Source organism: Stutzerimonas urumqiensis (genome assembly GCF_003640395.1).
GTDB classification, from domain to species: domain Bacteria; phylum Pseudomonadota; class Gammaproteobacteria; order Pseudomonadales; family Pseudomonadaceae; genus Stutzerimonas; species Stutzerimonas urumqiensis.
In genome coordinates this window covers 188,206-206,103 of sequence record NZ_RBZQ01000002.1, presented here as the reverse complement: position 1 = coordinate 206,103, position 17,898 = coordinate 188,206, and the positions used below count along the sequence as shown (strand labels likewise).

Sequence of the window (17,898 nt, the reverse complement as noted above, 5' to 3'; positions counted from 1 at the left end):
GAGAAGAGGCTCCCCAGCATGCCGCTGCCGGCGTAGGCCCTTGAACCCGAAAGTTCAAGGTGGCGACTGCCGAAGACCTTCAGGCTTTCCGTCAGGCGGACATGCACACCAGTCTCACGTACAGCCTCCAAGGTGTTGCGTATCGGGAGAGGGTCATCGCCGACTGGCGCACATGCCAGGGAGTTGCGGCGAGTATACCGTAATCCCATGACCGTCCATCAGCGCCCGGCAGCGTTCTGATCAGTGGCGAGCGCCGAATCGACGCGCTCGAGCAGCGAGCGCACATGTTCTTTCGCCGATTCCGCTTCGTCGTCCAGCTGCCGCTGCTTATGCAGCAATTCATGGGTGATGTTCAGCGCGGCCATCACCGCCACGCGGTCGGCGCCGATCACTTTGCCGCTGCTGCGAATGCCGCGCATCTTGCTGTCGAGATAGCGTGCGGCGTTCTCCAGGTGCGAGCGCTCTTCGGGCGGACAGGCGATGCAATAGTCCTTGTCCATGATGTGCACGGTGACTGTGGTGGGCTGCGTCATGTGTCCTGCTCCAGAGCTTTCAGGCGCGAAATCATCGCTTCGACCTTCTCGCGGGCCATTTCGTTCTTTTCAATCAGATGAGCGCGCTCCTCGCGCCACGCTCGCTCCTGGGCGAGCAGCCTGTCGTTTTCGGTGCGAAGCCGTTCGACGAGGTGGATCAGTTGGTTCACCTTGGCGCCGAGCAGCGACAAGTCGGCATCGTCCATAGTTACTCCGACGGCTGCGATGAGCCTGTGGCTCGTTGGTCTTGGCGGATGCCCCGATGCTAGGATACGGGGCCTTCATTCTAGACATCGCGCTGGTGGGCGCCTAGTTCCCATGACCTTGCAAACCTCGCCCTACGACGCGTTTTCCCGACTTCTCCAGACCAGTCCCCATGCGGTCACGCCCGCCGAGTTGCAGGGCCACCTGCTCGGTCGCAGCTGTGCGGGAGCTGGGTTCGACCCCGAGCCCTGGCTCGCGGAGGCGACCGAGCTGCTCGGCGGCGAGCTTGACGCTCCGGTCCGTCAGGCGCTGGTGGGCCTCCAGGAAATGGCCAAGGGCGAGTTGGCCGGCGAGGACGTGGCGCTGGTGCTGTTGCTGCCGACCGACGAGGCGTCGATTACCGTGCGCGCCCAGGCGCTTGGCCAGTGGTGCCAGGGCTTTCTGACCGGTTTCGGTCTGGCGGCGGGCGACCGTTCGCTGAGTGGCGAGGCGCGCGAAGTGTTGCAGGACCTGGCGGCGATCGCTCAGGTCCAGAGCGCGCTCGAGGAATCCGAAGACGCGGAAAGCGACTATATGGAAGTCATGGAATACCTGCGGGTCGCGCCGATGCTGCTGTTCGCCGAATGCGCACCACCGATCGCACCGGCCGCCAAGCCATCCCTGCATTGAGGAGTCTCGTTTGTCCAACGTCCGTATCCCTCGCTCGGAATATGCGCGCCGCCGCAAGGCCCTGATGGCGCAGATGGAGCCCAACAGCATTGCCATTCTGCCGGCTGCGCCGGTCTACATCCGCAACCGGGACGTGGAACATACCTACCGCCAGGACAGCGACTTCCAGTACCTGTCCGGCTTCCCCGAGCCGGACGCGGTCATCGCGCTGATTCCGGGGCGGGAGCATGGCGAGTACGTGTTGTTCTGCCGCGAGCGCGACCCCGAACGCGAGCTGTGGGACGGCCTGCGGGCCGGTCAGGAGGGGGCGGTGCGGGATTTCGGCGCGGACGATGCCTTTCCGATCGGGGATATCGACGACATTCTTCCCGGCCTGATCGAAGGGCGGTCGCGCGTCTACTACGCCATCGGCAGCAACGCCGAGTTCGACCAGCGGCTGATGGACTGGATCAACACCATCCGTTCCAAGGCCCGCCAGGGCGCGCAGCCACCGAACGAGTTCGTCGAACTGGGCCATCTGCTGCACGACATGCGCCTGTACAAGTCCGCGGCCGAAACCAAGGTCATGCGCCATGCCGCGCAGATCTCGGCGCGTGCCCACATTCGGGCCATGCAGGCCTGCCGGCCGGGGCTGTCGGAGTATCACCTCGAGGCCGAATTGGACTACACGTTCCGCAAGGGCGGCGCGCGGCTGGCGGCCTACGGTTCGATCGTCGCGGCGGGACGCAACGCCTGCATCCTGCACTACCGGGAGAACGACGCGCCGCTCAAGGACGGCGACCTGGTACTGATCGACGCCGGTTGCGAGATCGACTGCTACGCCAGCGACATCACCCGCACCTTTCCCGTCAGCGGCGTATTCACCGCCGAGCAGCGGGCGATCTACGAAATCGTGCTCGAGGCCAACCTGGCCGCGTTCGACTACATAGGACCCGGCCGCCACTGGAACGAGGCCCATGAGGCGACGGTCCGGGTCATCACCGCCGGGCTGGTGCGTCTGGGGCTGCTGGAAGGCGAGGTGGACGAACTGATCGCGGCCGAAGCCTACAAGCCGTTCTACATGCATCGCGCCGGCCACTGGCTGGGGCTCGATGTCCACGACGTCGGCGATTACCGCGTCGGCGGCCAGTGGCGCGTGCTCGAGCCCGGCATGACGATGACCGTCGAGCCCGGCATCTATATCGCCCCGGATAACCCGAACGTCGCCAAGAAGTGGCGGGGGATCGGCATACGCATCGAAGACGATGTGGTCGTCACCAAGACGGGTTGCGAAATCCTCACTGGCGACGTGCCCAAATCGATCGGCGAGATCGAATCGCTCATGACTGCGGCGCGCCAGGAGGCGATCGCGTGAGCGACCGCGCACTGGCCATCGTCGGCGGCGGGCTGGTGGGTGCCAGCCTGGCGCTGGCGTTGCAGCCAGCCGCCCGCGAGCGGGGCTGGACGATCCATCTGATCGAGCCGTTGGCGCCGGGTGCCGAGTACCAGCCCAGCTACGATGCGCGCTCGACGGCCTTGTCCTACGGCTCGCGGCAGATCTACGAGCGGCTGGGCGTCTGGCCGCTGATCGCCGAGCGCGCCGAGCCGATCGAGCGCATTCATGTTTCCGAGCGCGGTCGCTACGGCGTCACACGGCTGGAGGCGGCGTCCGAAGGCGTTCCTGCGCTGGGTTACGTGGTGGAGAACGCATGGATAGGCCACTGCCTCTGGCGGGCGCTGGACGATGCGGTCGTGGTCCGCCATTGCCCGGCGCGTGCCGAGCGCATGCTCCCGACAGCGGCGGGCTACCGTATCGAACTGAACGGCGAGACGGGCGACGTGGCGCTCGATGTGGCCCTGGCGGTGCTGGCCGATGGCGGTCGCTCGGCGCTGCGCGAGTCGCTGGGCATCGCCGTTTCGGTGCGCGCCTATGAACAGACGGCCCTGATCGCCAATGTCACGCCGGGCCATGCGCACGGCGGCGAGGCGTTCGAACGCTTCACCCGCCAGGGGCCGATGGCGCTGCTGCCGCTGCCCGAGGGCCGGTGCGCGCTGATCTGGACGCGCGCGCAGGACGATGCGGCCAGGCTCGCCGGGCTGCCGGAAGGCGCCTTCCTGGCTGAGCTCCAGGACGCCTTCGGTTACCGGCTCGGGGCGTTTCGTCAGGTCGGTGCGCGGCACCTGTATCCGCTGTCGCTGATCGAATCCGAGGAACAGGTTCGCTCCGGGCTGGTGGTGCTGGGCAATGCCGCCCATAGCCTGCATCCGATCGCCGGCCAGGGTTACAACCTGTCGCTGCGCGATGCCGTCGGCCTGGCCGACTCGCTGACCGAGAGCGATGCCCCGCTCGGCCAGCTGTCGGTGCTGCAGGCGTACCAGGCGCGGCAACGGCTCGATCAGATGCTCACGGTCAGCTTTTCCGACCAGGTCACCCGCCTGTTCGGCCATTCGGGGCGTACGGTCTCGGCGGCCCGCTCGTTAGGGCTGGTTGGCCTGGACCTGTTGCCGCCGGCCAAGCATTGGTTCGCACGCCAGGCGATGGGGCTTGGCGAACGTTGAGTCCGCCGGTAGGTCGCAGCCGATGACCCGCAGTGCGTCGCGTCACCCTGGGAGAAGCACATGCACACCGATCTGATCATCGTCGGCGCCGGTATGGTTGGCAGCACGCTGGCATTGGCGCTGCGCGACAGCGGGCTCGGCATCACCCTGGTCGATGGTGCCTCGCTGGAGCCAGCGCCGTTCGATGCGGCGAGCGCCTTCGAGCCCAGGGTCAGCGCCCTGTCGGCGGCGAGCCAGCGCATCCTGGAGCGCGTCGGCGCCTGGCCAGGGATCATGGCGCGTCGCGCCTGTGCCTATACCGACATGCAGGTCTGGGACGGCTCGGGTACGGGCAGCATCCACTTCTCGGCCGCTGCCGTGCATGCGTCGGTGCTGGGTCACATCGTCGAAAACCGCGTCGTACAGGATGCGCTGATCGAGCAGTTGCGGCGTGATGACAAGGTGCGGCTGATCGAAGGCGCGCGGCTCGAACAGGTCCGCCGCTCAGGCGATGGTTGGCTGCTGACTCTGGCTGACGGGCAGGAAGTTCGCGCTCGCCTGTTGATCGCGGCCGACGGCGCCAACTCGCTGGTGCGCAGGCTTGCCGGCTGCGAAACGCGGGAGTGGGATTATCTGCACCATGCCATCGTCACCAGCGTGCGCTGCCGCGAATCGCATCGGCGTACGGCTTGGCAGCGGTTCACCGACGATGGCCCGCTTGCCTTCCTGCCGCTGGAGCGAGACGGCGATCTGCACTGGTGTTCGATCGTCTGGTCGGCCACCGAAGCCGAGGCGGCGCGTCTGATGGCCATGACCGACGAGGAATTCGCCGAGGCGCTCGGCGCAGCCTTCGAGCAGCGCCTCGGACCGGTGCTGCAGGTCGATCCACGGCTCTGCATCCCGCTGCGCCAGCGTCATGCCAAGCGCTACATCCAGCCGGGCCTCGCCTTGATCGGGGACGCGGCACACACCATTCATCCGCTGGCCGGCCAAGGCGTCAACCTCGGGCTGCTGGACGCCGCGGAGCTGGCCGACGCGCTGCTCAAGGCGGTGGCGCGCGGGGAGCCTTTCGGCGATGAACGGGTGCTCGGCCGCTTCGAGCGTCGTCGCATGCCGCACAACCTGGCGATGATGGCGGCGATGGAAGGCTTCGAGCGGCTGTTCCAGGCCAACCCGCTGCCGCTACGCTGGCTGCGCAATACGGGGCTGCGCACGGTCGACGCGCTGCCCTCGGTCAAGGCGGCATTCGTGCGGCAGGCGCTCGGTATGAGCGAGGATCTGCCGCCGCTGGCCAGTCCGCTCGGCCAACGGTAATCGTTAGGGGACAATGCGCCGCGTTGTTAAGCTAAATAGCATTCACTATTATTTGGCCTCTTCGAAAAGACTGAGCAGAGGCCGTTCATGCAGGCATACAAGGGAATTCTCACCGCACTGGCACTGGCCGCCGCGTCCGGCATCGCCAGCGCGGCCGACGAGGTGGTGGTGTATTCGTCCCGGATCGAGGACCTGATAAAGCCGGTATTCGACGCCTATACCGAGGAAACCGGCGTCAAGGTGAGCTACATCACCGACAAGGAAGCGCCACTGATGGCCCGCATCAAGGCCGAAGGCGAGAACACGCCGGCCGACCTGCTGCTGACCGTCGACGCCGGTAACCTCTGGCAGGCCGAGCAGATGGGCATCCTCCAGCCGCTCGACTCGGAAATCGTCAAGCAGAACATCCCGCCGCAGTATCGCTCGTCGACCGGAGCCTGGACCGGCCTCTCGCTGCGCGCGCGCACCATCGTCTACTCCACCGAGCGCGTCGATCCGAAGGAGCTGAGCACCTACGAAGCCCTGGCCGACGAGCAATGGGAAGGCCGTCTGTGCCTGCGGACCAGCAAGAAGGTCTACAACCAGTCGCTCACCGCTACGCTGATCGAGGCGCACGGCGCCGAGAAGACCGAAGAAATCCTCAAGGGCTGGGTGAACAACCTGGCGACCGATGCCTTCGCCGACGATACGGCGCTCATTCAGGCGATCGACGCCGGTCTGTGCGATGTCGGCATCGTCAACACCTACTACTACGGCCGGCTGCACAAGGAAAATCCGGACCTGCAAGCCAAGCTCTTCTGGCCCAACCAGCAGGACCGCGGCGTGCACGTCAACTTGTCGGGCATCGGCCTGACCAAGCACGCGCCCCATCCCGAGGCGGCCCGCAAGCTGGTCGAGTGGCTGACCGGCGAGAAGGCGCAGGGCATGTTCGCGGCCATCAATCAGGAATACCCGGCCAACCCGGACGTCGCGCCGTCCGAGGAAGTGTCAGCCTGGGGCGAGTTCAAGGCCGATACCGTTCCGGTCGAGATCGCCGGCAAGCGGCAGGCCGAGGCGATCATGCTGATGGATCGCGCCGGCTGGCGGTGATCGACCGAGGCGCGCGGGCTTGACTCGCCGCGCGCCTCGACTCAGCCTCTGGCGTTTTTCACGCGCGCAAGGCGCGCAGCACTGACGAGGCGTTCCTTGATCCACTCCGTCCAGCGTCGCTGGTATCCGCTTTCATTCGCCGTCGCCGCGCTGGTTCTGTTGCCGCTGAGCGTCCTGCTGCTCAGCTGGCATGAGATCGATACCACCATCTGGGCCCACCTCTGGGAGACCCAGCTGCCACGCCTGCTTGGCAATACGCTGGTCCTGGTGCTCGGTGTCGCGGCGGGCGTGCTGCTGCTCGGCGTCAGCCTCGCCTGGCTGACGTCGCTGTGCGAGTTTCCCGGCCGGCGCTGGCTCGACTGGGCGCTGATGCTGCCGTTTGCAATCCCGGCGTACGTGCTGGCATTCGTCTTCATCGGCCTGCTGGATTTCGCCGGTCCCGTGCAAACCGCCGCGCGCGAGTGGTTCGGCAGCGGCGTGCGCTTTCCGCGTGTGCGCTCCACCGGCGGGGTCGTGCTGGTGCTGGTGCTGGTGTTCTACCCCTACGTCTACCTGCTGGCCCGCTCGGCGTTCATCGCCCAGGGCCGCGGGCTGATGGAGGCGGCGCGGGTGCTGGGTCGTACCCCGTGGCAGGCGTTCTGGCACGTCGCGCTGCCGATGGCGTGGCCGGCCATCGGCGCCGGCCTGGCGCTGGCGATGATGGAAACGCTGGCCGACTTCGGCGCTGTGGCGGTGTTCAATTTCGACACCTTCACCACCGCCATCTACAAGACCTGGTACGGCTTCTTCAGCCTGACCAGCGCCACCCAGCTGGCCAGTCTGCTGTTGCTCGCCGTCATGCTCGTGCTCTACGGCGAGCGCCGTGCCAGGGGCGTGCCGCGCGCCAGCGCCGAACGCAAGCGGGCCGCTCCGCTGTACCGCCTGCATGGCTGGCGAGCCTTTGCGGCCAGCGCCTGGTGCGGATTGGTGTTGTTGTGCGCGTTCGTCATCCCGTTGATCCAGCTGCTGGTCTGGATCTGGCAACGGGGCCGTTTCGATCTGGATAGCCGCTACGTCGGCCTGATAGTGCACAGCCTCTCACTCGGGGCGCTGGCGGCGCTGATCACCGTCAGCGTGGCCCTGCTGATGGCATTCGCCCGCCGACAGGCGCCGGTGCGGCCGGTGAAGGCGGCGGTCGGCCTGGCCAACCTGGGCTACGCGCTGCCCGGGTCGGTGCTGGCGGTGTCGATCATGCTGGCCTTCAGCTTCATCGATCGCCACCTGCTCGGTCCGGCAGCCGAATGGCTGGCAATCGACCCCAAGCCAGTCCTGCTCGGCAGCCTCGGCGCGCTGCTGCTGGCTTACCTGGTGCGCTTCATGGCGGTCGCCTTCGGCCCGCTCGAGAGCAGCCTGGCGCGTATCCGGCCGTCCCTGCCGCAGGCGTCGCGCAGTCTCGGCGTCGGCGGGCCGGCCCTGTTCATGCGGATCTACCTGCCGCTGCTGGTGCCGGGCACGCTCAGCGCCGCGTTGCTGGTGTTCGTCGACGTGCTCAAGGAAATGCCCGCCACCCTGCTGATGCGTCCTTTCGGCTGGGACACGCTGGCGGTGCGCGTCTTCGAGATGACCAGCGAAGGCGCGTGGGCGCGGGCGGCCTTGCCGGCGATCACGCTGGTGCTGGTCGGTCTGCTTCCCGTGATCCTGCTGATCCGGCGCTCGGCGCGTCTCTGATCACCTTGCGATGACCTTGAGGTGATCTGCGTCCGGCCTGGCGCGATCTTGGAAACGTACTGCTACCAACGGCGACCGTCGGCGCAGTGACCTTCCGGGAACGGGCGGCTACAATGCGCGCCATTCGCGGCGATCGGCCCTTCCGGGCCGTGCAGTGGCCGTCTTGGCGTCTACCCGGAAGGAGAATCCAATGGGTCAGCGTACTCCCCTGTACGACCAGCACCTCGCGCTCGGCGCGAAGATGGTCGACTTCGGCGGCTGGGACATGCCGCTGCATTACGGCTCGCAGGTCGAAGAACACCATCAGGTCCGGCGCGATTGCGGCGTGTTCGATGTCTCGCACATGACCGTCGTGGATGTGACCGGCCCGCAAGCCCAAACCTACCTGCAACACCTCCTGGCCAATGATGTCGCCCGTCTCGACTCGCCCGGCAAGGCGCTCTACAGCGCCATGCTCAACGAGCGCGGCGGGGTGGTGGACGATCTGATCGTCTACCTGACCGATGCCGGCTATCGCCTGGTGGTCAACGCCAGCACCCGTGACAAGGACCTGGCCTGGATGCAGGCCCGGGCCGAGGGTCATGCGGTCGAGATTCGCGAGCGCGCCGACCTGGCGATGCTGGCCATTCAGGGGCCGTCGGCCCGCGAACGCGTGGCCGAGCTGGTGTCCGCCGCGCGCGCCGAGCTGGTGCAGGCGCTCAAGCCCTTCCAAGGCCTGCCGCAGGGTGACTGGTTCATCGGCCGCACCGGCTACACCGGCGAAGACGGCCTGGAGATCATCCTGCCGGCGGACCAGGCGCAAGCCTTTTTCGGTGAGCTCATCGGCGCCGGCGTGTCTCCCATCGGCCTTGGCGCGCGGGACACCCTGCGCCTGGAGGCGGGTCTGAACCTGTACGGCCAGGACATGGACGAAGACGTTTCGCCGCTCTCGGCCAACATGGGCTGGACCATCGCCTGGGAGCCGGCCGAGCGTGCCTTCGTCGGTCGCGGTGCCCTGCAAACGATGCGCGAAGACAAGAACCGGCCCAAGCTCGTCGGCCTGGTCCTGGAGGAGCGCGGCGTGCTGCGCGCCCACCAGGTCGTGCGCGTGGGCGAGCTGGGCGAAGGCGAGATCACCAGCGGCAGCTTTTCGCCTACGCTTGGCAAATCGATTGCGCTCGCGCGCGTTCCGGCCGGTACCGGTGACCGGGCCGAGGTTGAAATCCGTGGCAAGTGGTACCCCGTGCGAGTGGTCAAGCCGACCTTCGTGCGTCAGGGCAAAGTACTCATCTAAAAAACGTTCAGCGTCGAGGACCTCCGAATGAGCAATATCCCCAGCGATCTTCGCTATGCCGCCAGCCACGAGTGGGCCCGCCTGGAAGCGGACGGCAGCGTGACAGTGGGCATCTCCGACCATGCTCAGGAAGCCTTGGGTGATGTCGTGTACGTCGAGTTGCCGGAGATCGGCCAGCAACTGACGGCTGGCCAGGAAGCGGGCGTGGTCGAATCGGTGAAGGCCGCGTCGGACATCTACTCGCCGGTCTCCGGCGAGGTGATCGCCGTCAACGCCCTGCTGACCGACTCGCCCGAACAGGTCAATGCCGACGCCTACGCCGGCTGGTTCTACCGCCTCAAGCCGAGCGATACCGCCGAGCTGGACAAGCTGCTCGACGCCGCCGCCTACAAGGCCGCTTGCGACGCCGACGCCTGATCGCGGCTCGCACCAACGCCCCGGCTCGCCGGGGCTTCTTGTTTCCAGGCTTCCGCCAGAGGAGATGGCCTGAATGTCGCGCAATGACCGCCTTTCCGAGCTTCAGCAACCCGATGCGTTCCTGCATCGCCACCTCGGGCCGGATGCCGCCGAGCAGCAGGCGATGCTCGATGCCCTCGGCCTGCCCGATCGGGCCACATTGATCGACCAGACGGTGCCGCCGGCGATTCGCCTGCGGCAACCGCTTGCCCTGCCGCCCGCGCTCGACGAGCAAGCGGCCCTGGCGCGCCTGCGTGGCCATGCCGAGCGCAACGAGCTGTGGACCAGCCTGATCGGCATGGGCTACCACGGCACCATCACGCCGCCGGTGATCCTGCGCAACGTGCTGGAGAACCCGGGCTGGTACACCGCCTACACGCCCTACCAGCCGGAAATCGCCCAGGGCCGGCTCGAGGCGCTGCTGAACTTCCAGCAGATGATCATCGACCTCACCGGGCTGGACCTCGCCAACGCCTCGCTGCTCGACGAAGCCACCGCCGCGGCCGAGGCCATGACGCTGGCCAAGCGCAGCGCCAAGAGCAAGAGCAACCGCTTCTTCGCCGACGAGAACTGCCACCCGCAGACCCTCTCGGTGGTGCGCACGCGCGCCGAGGCGTTCGGCTTCGAGCTGATCGTCGGATCGGTCGATTCGCTCGCGAACGAAGAGGTGTTCGGCGCGCTGCTCCAATACCCGGACACGCACGGTGAAATCCGCGACCTGCGCCCCGTGATCGACGGGCTGCACGCGCGCCAGGCGATCGCCTGCGTCGCCGCGGACCTGCTGAGCCTGGTGCTGCTCACGCCGCCCGGCGAGCTGGGCGCCGACGTGGTGCTCGGCAGCACCCAGCGCTTCGGCGTGCCGATGGGTTATGGCGGGCCGCACGCGGCGTTCTTCGCGACGCGTGACGACTTCAAGCGCGCCATGCCGGGCCGCATCATCGGTGTCTCCAAGGATGCGCGTGGCAACGTGGCGCTGCGCATGGCGCTGCAAACGCGCGAACAGCACATCCGCCGCGAGAAGGCCAACTCGAACATCTGCACGGCTCAGGTGCTGCTCGCCAACATCGCCGGCTTCTACGCCGTGTACCACGGGCCGAAAGGGCTCGAACGCATCGCCCGGCGCGTGCACCGGCTGACGACGATCCTCGCCGCCGGGCTGGAGGCCAGGGGTATCCAGCGCGTCAACGCGAATTTCTTCGACACCCTGACGCTGGAGGTCGGCGGCAGCCAGACGGCGATCATCGAGTCGGCGCGTGCGCATCGCATCAACCTGCGCATCCTCGGGCGCGGCAAGCTTGGCGTGAGCCTGGACGAAACCAGCAGCGCGGAGACCGTCGAGCAGCTTTTCGCGATCTTCCTCGGCGCCGATCACGGCCTGTCCGTCGCCGAGCTGGACGCGCAGGACCTGGCGCGCGGCGTTCCCTCGGCCCTCGAGCGTACCCGGCCCTATCTGACGCACCCGGTGTTCAACGCCCATCACAGCGAGACCGAGATGCTGCGTTACCTCAAGCAGCTCGAGAACAAGGACCTGGCGCTCAACCAGGCGATGATCCCGCTGGGCTCCTGCACCATGAAGCTCAACGCCACCAGCGAGATGATCCCCATCACCTGGCCGGAGTTCGCCAACCTCCACCCGTTCGCTCCGCTGGAGCAGGCGCAGGGCTACGCCGCGATGATCGGCGAGCTGGAAGCCTGGCTGTGCACGATCACCGGCTTCGACGCGATTTCCATGCAGCCCAACTCCGGCGCGCAAGGCGAGTACGCGGGCCTGCTGGCGATCCGGCAGTACCATGAGAGCCGCGGCGAGGGGCAGCGCGATATCTGCCTGATCCCGTCGTCTGCCCACGGCACCAACCCGGCGTCGGCGCAGATGGCGAGCATGAAGGTGGTGATCGTCGAGTGCGACCGCGAAGGCAACGTCGACCTCGACGACCTCAAGCGCAAGGCCGCCGAAGCCGGCGATCGCCTGTCGTGCCTGATGATCACCTACCCCTCGACCCATGGCGTGTACGAGGAGGGCGTTCGCGAAATCTGCGAAGCCGTGCATGCGCAGGGCGGTCAGGTCTACATGGACGGCGCCAACCTCAACGCGCAGGTCGGCCTCGCCCGGCCGGCAGACATGGGGGCCGACGTCTCGCACATGAACCTGCACAAGACCTTCTGCATCCCGCATGGCGGCGGTGGTCCCGGCATGGGCCCGATCGGCGTGAAGGCGCACCTGGCGCCCTTCGTCGCCAACCATCCGGTGATCGAATTGCAGGGCCCGAACCCGAGCAACGGCGCGGTCAGCGCGGCCCCCTGGGGTAGCGCGAGCATCCTGCCGATCAGCTGGATGTACATCGCCATGATGGGGCCGCGCCTGCAGGATGCGACCGAGGTGGCGATCCTCAACGCGAACTACCTGGCCAAGCGGCTCGGGGAGGCCTTCCCGGTGCTGTACAGCGGGCGCAATGGCCGCGTCGCCCATGAATGCATCATCGACCTGCGACCGCTCAAGGCGCAGACCGGCATCAGCGAGGAAGACGTCGCCAAGCGGCTGATGGACTACGGCTTCCACGCGCCGACCATGTCGTTCCCGGTACCGGGCACCTTGATGGTCGAGCCGACCGAGAGCGAGTCGAAGGCCGAGCTGGACCGGTTCGTCGAGGCGATGTTGAGCATTCGTGCGGAAATCGCCAAGGTCGAGGACGGCACCTGGCCAGCCGACGACAACCCGCTGGTACGCGCGCCGCATACCCTGGCGGATGTCACGGGCGAGTGGGCGCGCGCCTATTCGGTCACCGAGGCCGTCACGCCGAGCGCTCATACGCGTGCGCACAAGTACTGGCCGGCGGTGAACCGCGTGGACAACGTGCACGGCGACCGCAACCTGTTCTGCGCCTGCGTCCCGGTCGACGCCTACCGCGACTGAAACGGGGCCGGGGCGGTGCTATCGCCGCCCCGGTCACGCGCGCAAGGGCATCGCCCCGCCGGAACTCCAACGCAGCGGCCGCATCTCAAGGAGTGACAACCACCGGAGCGTGCGCCATGCGTAAATCGCTGCTTACCGCAATCCTCGTCACCAGCCTGCCGTTCGGTTCGGCCGTCGCCGATACGCTGCGCGACATCCTGTCGTCCGGCGCGACCACGGCCTCGACCTACATGACTTTCAAGGACGAAAAGCTCGTCGTCGGCGCGCAGGAAGATGCCAGCCTGTTCGTCGCCAGCGACGGCGCGATCCGCGGTGCCTACCTCGAAGCCGCGCTGAAGCAGATGCGCGCCGAGCACCCGCACCTCGAGCACTCGGACATGGCGCTGGCCAAGGCCATCCTCGCCGCCGAGTGACCTGACGCCGGCGCGGGTACCGCGCCGGTCATCCCTCGCCTTCGATCATCCGCCGGATACGCACGCCCAGTACGTCGATGTTGAATGGCTTGGCGAGCATCTCCATGCCTTCTTCGAGGAAGTCGCCGCGCACTTCGGCATTGGGCGCATAGCCGGTGATGAACAGCACTTTCAGATCGGGCCGGTGCTGGCGGGCGATCTCGGCGAGCTGGCGGCCGTTCATGCCCGGCAAGCCGACGTCCGAGACCAGCAGATCGATACGCCGGTCGCTTTCCAGGTAGGGCAATGCGGAGGGCCCATCGAAGGCCTCCAGCGCGCCGTAACCCAGTTCCTTCAGCACCTCGACCACCAGCATCCTCACGGCGGCTTCGTCCTCGACGACCAGCACCGTCTCGCCGACCTGAGCGCGTGGGACATCGGCCGTGTCGTCCTGTAGATCATGCTCGACGGGCAAGTCCTGGTGCTGCGGCAGGTACAGGGTGATGACCGTTCCCTCGCCGACCTGGCTGTCGATGCTCACATGGCCGCCGGTCTGCTTGATGAAGCCATAGACCATCGACAGGCCGAGCCCGGTGCCCTGGCCGATCGGCTTGGTGGTGAAGAAGGGGTCGAACGCCTTGGCGATGACTTCCTCGGGCATGCCGGTGCCGGTGTCCGAGACCGCGAGGACGACGTAGTCACCGGGTTCCGGGCCGTCTGGCTGGGTCGTTTCGACCGTTAAGGTGCGTGTTTCGATGGTCAAACGGCCACCGGACGGCATGGCGTCGCGTGCGTTGATGACCAGGTTCAGCAGCGCGTTCTCGAGCTGGTGCGCGTCGGAATAGGCCATCCGCAGCTGGGGCTCGAGGCGCGTGGTAAGCGCGATGTGCTCGCCGATGGTGCGTCGCAGCATGTCTTCCATCGACACGACCAGGTGGTTGATGTCGACGGGGCGCGGGTCGAGCGACTGGCGGCGGGCGAAGGCGAGCAGCCGATGGGTCAGCGCCGCGGCGCGGTTGGCCGAGGTGACGGCGGCATCGATGTAGCGGTCGAGCTCGTTCACCCGTCCGGAGGCCGCGCGCCGCTGGATCAGGTCGAGGGCGCCGAGCACGCCGGTCAGCATGTTGTTGAAGTCGTGCGCGAGGCCGCCGGTGAGCTGGCCGATGGCCTCCATCTTCTGGGCATGCCGCAAGGCTTCCTCGGCACGTTCGCGTTCGCTCATTTCGATGTGCAGGCGGTGGTTGATCTCGGCCAGTTCGCGGGTCCGCTCGCCGACACGCCGCTCGAGGCTGTCGTTCAGCTCGCGCAGCGCTTCTTCGGCGGCGACCTGGGCGGTGATGTCGGTGTTGGTGCCGAACCAGTGGGTGACCAGGCCCATGTCGTCGCGAATCGGCAGGGCACGCGAGAGGAACCAGCGGTATTTGCCATCCTTGCCGCGCAACGGGAAGGTTTCTTCCCAGATCGAGCCGATGGCGAACACCCGCTTCATCGATGCCAGCACGCGCTCGCGGTGCTCGGGATGCAGCACCGATCGCCAACCGAGCGCGCGCATGGCCTCGAGCGTGGTGCCGGTGTAGTCGTACCAGCGCTTGTTGTACCAGTAGATGCGACCGGAAGGGTCGGCCATCCAGGCGAACTGGCTCATGTTGTCGGCGAGCGTGCGGAACTGTTCCTCGCTCTCGCGCAAGGCGCGCTCGGCGCGCATGCGTTCGTCCGCCGTCCAGGCCCGGTCGGCGATTTCGCGGATGAAGGAGGCGTCTTCGTCCGGCCAGTCGCGCGGCGCGGCCTGCAACAGCAGCAGCACGGCACGCAGCCGGCCCTGCTCCATCAGCGGCATGGCGACCAGGCTGTGCACGCCCTGGGCATGCAGCGAGGCGGTGATCGGCGCGGTGCGGGGGTCATGCTCGACGTCGTCGATCACCACCAGATCGCCGCGCTGCAGGTCGTAGGCGAGGTCGCCATAATCGGAGAGACGGAAGCGTTCCTTGACCGATGAGGTGGTGCCATCCGTCCAGCTCGCGAGCAGCGAAGCGTGCTCGCCGGTGGGGTCGATACTGACGAACACCACCTGGGTCACGTTCAGCGAACTGCCCAGGACCCGCACCGTTGCGCAGGCGATGATGCCGCTGTCGGGCTGGCCGCGCAGGGTGTCGCCGAGCTCGATCAGCGCCGCCTGCCGTTGCTGGGCCTGGCGGCGCTCCTCGATCTGCTCCTCCAGCAGCGCGTTCACGCGCAGCAGCCGCTCGGCGAAGTTGCGCTCGGCCGTGATGACCCGCGCCGTGCCGAGCATGCGGACCTCGCCGTTGGCGTCCATCACGCGCCGACCCCGATTCGCCAGCCAGTAATACTGGCCGGTGCGTGAGTCACGGATGCGGTATTCCAGGTTGATCTCGCCCTTCTCGTCGCTCAGGGCGCGGCGCAGCGAGCCGATCACCATCTCGCGATCGTCCGGGTGGATGCGCTCGGCGAACGCGTCGACACCCAGCTCCGGCGCCTCGGCGGCCAATCCCGACATCACCTTGAGCTGTGCATCCCAGTGCAGGGTGCGGCGGGTCGCGTTGAACTCCCAGACGCCGATCGAGGCGATCTCGTTGGCGAGGATCACCCGCTGCTCGGCCTCACGCAGTGCACGGTCGGCGCGGGCGCGATCCTGCGCGGCGCGGACGCGTTCGATCACTTCGCGAACCAGCCCCAGCTCGGCGACGCGCCAGCGACGCGGCTGTGTGCAGGAAAACAGCAGCAACGAGCGCCGCTCCGGCGCTTCGAGCAACGGCGCGAGCAGCAAGCCGCGGCTGGCCAGGCTTTCGTGAAGGTGCCGGGCGCCGGGCGAGTCGTCGTTGGCCAGCAGGTCCTGGACGGGCAGCAGGGCGCCGCGCAGCAAGGGTTCGGCCAGGCCGGTGCCTTCGAGCGGGTGCGTCCCGAGAATGCTGGCGGTCGGCGCGCGCTGCCACTCGTGGTCGATCCGTAGCGCGCCCGTCTCGTCCAGCACGCCGTAGCCGACATGCTCGGTGCCCAGCAGCGGCCCCAGACGCTCGCACAGGAAGCCGCTGACGTTGCCCGGCTCCGGTGCGACCTGGAGGCGGTCGCTCAGCTCCAGCAGGAACGCCTGCAGCGCCTCGCCACGGACTCGCTCGCTGATGTCGGTGAAGGTGCAGATGGCGCCTTTCAGCTCGCCGTCGCGGTAGATCGGACCAACGCGGTATTCGACCGGCAGGCTGGTGCCATCGAGGCGGTAGAACAGCTCGTATTCCACATGAACCGGCTGTCCGGTGACCGCCGTGCGATTGATCGGGCAGTCCTCGATCAGGTATGGGCGACCATCGGGATGGCTGTGATGAATCACGTCGTGCAGGCGCCGGCCGAGCACGTCGTCCTTGCTGGCGAAGCCGAGCATGTTGACGAAGGCGTCGTTGCACAGCGTGACCATGCCGGTGGTGTCGATCGAGTAGAAACCTTCGCTCGCCGAGTCGACCAGCACGCGCGTGAAGGCCTCGCTCTCCAGCCGGTCCGCCTCGGCACGCCGTCGCGCGTCGATGTCGAGGGCCACCACGATCCAGCGCAACACGCGCGCTTCGGCGTCGAACTGCGGTACGCCGCGCTGCTGGAACCAGCGCGTTTCGCCATCGGCGCTGCGCAGCGGAATCTCAAGCGTGAAGGGCACGTTCGCCGCGATCGCCGCTTCGAAGCGCCGGACGACCGTCTCGCGCTCGTCCGCGACGATCGCCTGCCGCCAGCCGGTATCGAGGGAGGCGGCGACGTCGAGGCCGGTGTAGTCGCACCAGTAGGCGTTGACATAGGTGGCTGCGCCGCGCGCATCGAAGAGCGCCACCACCTGCGGGCTGAGGTCGACGAGCATGCGGTAGCGTTCTTCGGCTTCGCGGGCGGCGGTCTGCTCGCGATGGATGTCGGTGCGGTCGCGAAGGATCTTCAGGAAGCCCTGCGGATTGCCGTCATCGTCGCGCAGCAGCATCATTTCGCCGTTCGCCCAGAACCGCGAGCCGTCCTTGCGCCGATGCCAGCGCTCATCGAGTGCGCTGCCGCCTTGCAGCGCGCGCGCCATCTCCTGCTGCGGCACCCGCCGGTCGCAGTCGCTTTCGGTGAAGATGCGGGCCAGCGCCTGGCCGGTCATTTCCTCGCTGGACCAGCCGAGAATGCGTTCGGCGCCGCTGTTCCAGCTGGTGACACACCCGGCAAGGTCGGTGGCGACGATCGCATAGTCGACGGCGCTCTCGAGAATGCGCCGCTCCTGGCCCTGATGGCGGCGCAGGCAGGCCAGCTCCAGGGTGTCGGCCGCCTGCTGAAGCGCTGCGCGGAGCGACGATGTCAGCCGTTCGTCCTCGGCATCCGTGCCGCCGACGGCGATTGCGATGCGTGCCGGGGCGTCGGCAAGACGCGCCGCGAGCAGGGTCATTGGCGGCTGGGACGTGTCGTCGAGGCGCCGGGGCTGATCGTCTTCCAGTGGCGGCAAGTGCTCGCCCAGCCGGCCGAGCGCCTCGTCGTCGAGGCCCAGCTGGGCGATGGGCCATGCCTGTCGGTCATACAGGAGACAGAGCGCGAGCTGAGACGCGCCGCAGGCCTGAGCCGTCAGCGCGGCCAGGGCTTGAAGAGAGGGCTGGGCATCCGTCGCAGCCTGGCGGTAACGCCGCATGGCGTCGTCGAGGTGGCTGATGGCCCGGTAATCGGCGGTGTGGCGATGTTCAGAATTCAAGGTTTTCGCTCGGCTATCCATTGCGCGCCGGAAGCCCGCCGACAGGTCGGCGGGACGTTTTGCTTTGTTGCTCAGTGTGCACCGCGCGGGTGCGCTCTTGCCACTTCGGCCGATCAGAGGCCAAT

General features: G+C 67.3%; 13 protein-coding genes and 1 other RNA gene. 10 read left to right on the top strand and 4 right to left on the bottom strand.

Features of this window, described 5'->3' with window-relative positions:
- Nucleotides 1–6: 6 nt before the first annotated feature.
- From ssrS to D7325_RS04320, 3 genes are all read right to left on the bottom strand, one after another.
- A non-coding RNA gene (gene ssrS, locus D7325_RS04330) (6S RNA) lies at nt 7–185 on the bottom strand.
- 33 nt (nt 186–218) lie between these two features.
- Nucleotides 219–533 (bottom strand): cell division protein ZapA, encoded by a 315-nt coding sequence (locus D7325_RS04325; protein ID WP_120994306.1) that lies wholly within the window; start codon nt 531–533, stop codon nt 219–221.
- The gene (locus D7325_RS04320) at nt 530–739 is read right to left on the bottom strand and encodes a TIGR02449 family protein (protein WP_120994305.1); all 210 of its coding nucleotides are present in this window, start codon (nt 737–739) and stop codon (nt 530–532) included. Before D7325_RS04320 ends, D7325_RS04325 begins: the two co-directional genes overlap by 4 nt.
- Nucleotides 740–851: 112 nt before the next feature.
- Here D7325_RS04320 and D7325_RS04315 point away from each other — a divergent pair, with 112 nt between their 5' ends.
- The 10 genes from D7325_RS04315 (at nt 852) to D7325_RS04270 (ending at nt 13,086) form a co-directional block, all read left to right on the top strand.
- Nucleotides 852–1,406: a UPF0149 family protein gene (locus D7325_RS04315; protein ID WP_120994304.1), complete on the top strand. Its 555-nt coding sequence runs from the start codon at nt 852–854 to the stop codon at nt 1,404–1,406.
- Nucleotides 1,407–1,416: 10 nt separating this feature from the next.
- Nucleotides 1,417–2,760 (top strand): Xaa-Pro aminopeptidase, encoded by a 1,344-nt coding sequence (pepP, locus tag D7325_RS04310; protein ID WP_281273487.1) that lies wholly within the window; start codon nt 1,417–1,419, stop codon nt 2,758–2,760.
- The gene (ubiH, locus tag D7325_RS04305; protein ID WP_120994303.1) at nt 2,757–3,944 is read left to right on the top strand and encodes a 2-octaprenyl-6-methoxyphenyl hydroxylase; all 1,188 of its coding nucleotides are present in this window, start codon (nt 2,757–2,759) and stop codon (nt 3,942–3,944) included. The genes pepP and ubiH overlap by 4 nt, the downstream gene beginning before the upstream one ends.
- Nucleotides 3,945–4,004: 60 nt before the next feature.
- On the top strand, nt 4,005–5,237 hold the full coding sequence (locus tag D7325_RS04300) for a 2-octaprenyl-3-methyl-6-methoxy-1,4-benzoquinol hydroxylase (protein WP_120994302.1): 1,233 nt from the start codon (nt 4,005–4,007) through the stop codon (nt 5,235–5,237).
- 87 nt (nt 5,238–5,324) lie between these two features.
- A complete protein-coding gene (locus D7325_RS04295) occupies nt 5,325–6,326 on the top strand; it encodes an extracellular solute-binding protein (protein WP_120994301.1) in 1,002 nt (333 codons plus the stop codon).
- A 96-nt stretch (nt 6,327–6,422) separates the two neighbouring features.
- Complete coding sequence (locus D7325_RS04290) at nt 6,423–8,033, top strand: ABC transporter permease (RefSeq protein ID WP_120994300.1); 1,611 nt, start codon at nt 6,423–6,425, stop codon at nt 8,031–8,033.
- A gap of 190 nt (nt 8,034–8,223) precedes the next feature.
- A complete protein-coding gene (gene gcvT, locus D7325_RS04285) occupies nt 8,224–9,306 on the top strand; it encodes a glycine cleavage system aminomethyltransferase GcvT (RefSeq protein ID WP_120994299.1) in 1,083 nt (360 codons plus the stop codon).
- A 27-nt stretch (nt 9,307–9,333) separates the two neighbouring features.
- Entirely contained in the window at nt 9,334–9,723 is a 390-nt protein-coding gene (gene gcvH / locus D7325_RS04280) for a glycine cleavage system protein GcvH (protein WP_120994298.1), read from the top strand.
- A gap of 73 nt (nt 9,724–9,796) precedes the next feature.
- Nucleotides 9,797–12,673, top strand: coding sequence for an aminomethyl-transferring glycine dehydrogenase (gcvP, locus tag D7325_RS04275; RefSeq protein WP_120994297.1), 2,877 nt, complete (start codon nt 9,797–9,799; stop codon nt 12,671–12,673).
- 116 nt (nt 12,674–12,789) lie between these two features.
- The gene (locus D7325_RS04270; protein ID WP_120994296.1) at nt 12,790–13,086 is read left to right on the top strand and encodes a DUF2388 domain-containing protein; all 297 of its coding nucleotides are present in this window, start codon (nt 12,790–12,792) and stop codon (nt 13,084–13,086) included.
- A 28-nt stretch (nt 13,087–13,114) separates the two neighbouring features.
- Here D7325_RS04270 and D7325_RS04265 read toward each other — a convergent pair whose 3' ends face one another.
- A complete protein-coding gene (locus D7325_RS04265) occupies nt 13,115–17,713 on the bottom strand; it encodes a PAS domain S-box protein (protein WP_245962023.1) in 4,599 nt (1,532 codons plus the stop codon).
- Nucleotides 17,714–17,898: the final 185 nt, after the last annotated feature.

What these genes read in the sequence shown, in the direction of transcription:
- D7325_RS04325 (WP_120994306.1), bottom strand. Translation starts at nt 533, where the DNA reads ATGACGCAGCCCACCACAGTCACCGTGCACATCATGGACAAGGACTAT.
- D7325_RS04320 (WP_120994305.1), bottom strand. Translation starts at nt 739, where the DNA reads ATGGACGATGCCGACTTGTCGCTGCTCGGCGCCAAGGTGAACCAACTG.
- D7325_RS04315 (WP_120994304.1), top strand. Translation starts at nt 852, where the DNA reads ATGACCTTGCAAACCTCGCCCTACGACGCGTTTTCCCGACTTCTCCAG.
- D7325_RS04300 (WP_120994302.1), top strand. Translation starts at nt 4,005, where the DNA reads ATGCACACCGATCTGATCATCGTCGGCGCCGGTATGGTTGGCAGCACG.
- D7325_RS04295 (WP_120994301.1), top strand. Translation starts at nt 5,325, where the DNA reads ATGCAGGCATACAAGGGAATTCTCACCGCACTGGCACTGGCCGCCGCG.
- gcvT (WP_120994299.1), top strand. Translation starts at nt 8,224, where the DNA reads ATGGGTCAGCGTACTCCCCTGTACGACCAGCACCTCGCGCTCGGCGCG.
- gcvH (WP_120994298.1), top strand. Translation starts at nt 9,334, where the DNA reads ATGAGCAATATCCCCAGCGATCTTCGCTATGCCGCCAGCCACGAGTGG.
- gcvP (WP_120994297.1), top strand. Translation starts at nt 9,797, where the DNA reads ATGTCGCGCAATGACCGCCTTTCCGAGCTTCAGCAACCCGATGCGTTC.
- D7325_RS04270 (WP_120994296.1), top strand. Translation starts at nt 12,790, where the DNA reads ATGCGTAAATCGCTGCTTACCGCAATCCTCGTCACCAGCCTGCCGTTC.
- D7325_RS04265 (WP_245962023.1), bottom strand. Translation starts at nt 17,713, where the DNA reads ATGCGGCGTTACCGCCAGGCTGCGACGGATGCCCAGCCCTCTCTTCAA.